This window comes from Candidatus Albibeggiatoa sp. nov. BB20, assembly GCA_016744725.1.
Taxonomy (GTDB): domain Bacteria; phylum Pseudomonadota; class Gammaproteobacteria; order Beggiatoales; family Beggiatoaceae; genus Albibeggiatoa.
The window spans coordinates 58,757-59,173 of record JADGDW010000004.1 but is presented as its reverse complement, the minus strand read 5'-3'; the positions used below and the strand labels follow the sequence as shown (position 1 = coordinate 59,173).

Here is a 417-nt window from a genome sequence, read left to right as displayed (position 1 = left end):
GAAGCATAAGTCAATAATCTCAAAATAGACGTTTTACCCGAACCGTTTGCACCAATCAAAATATTCATACGTGGATTAAATTCAATATCTAACTTATTGAATAATCCAATATTTTCAACGTGAAGACTGCTGATATATGACTGCATTTCCATAATTTAATTACTCAAAAATATTTAGAATTAATCGTACCAGTCTTATCAAGAGAGAGTCAATTGGAAAGAGGTGGAATAATGAATAAAACTGAATTAGCTCGCTACCAAATTCAACTTGGTTAAGTATCTCTATGAAGTTCTACTTCAAGAGTAGCAAATCTGATATGACAAACCAATAAAAAAAGCGGCACTCAGATCAAGTCCAAGTACCGCTTATTATCAACTCATTAATTTACTTATAACGAGCCAGTTTAGTGAGCATCTT

The 417-nt window shown here is 32.1% G+C and carries 1 protein-coding gene; it reads right to left on the bottom strand.

Annotated features, from left to right (window positions below; translation table 11 throughout):
* Window positions 1–146 (bottom strand): AAA family ATPase (locus ABXH34_RS00950; protein WP_353569977.1); only part of this gene is annotated, 146 nt, incomplete at its 3' end.
* Between the last annotated feature and the right edge of the window lie 271 nt (window positions 147–417).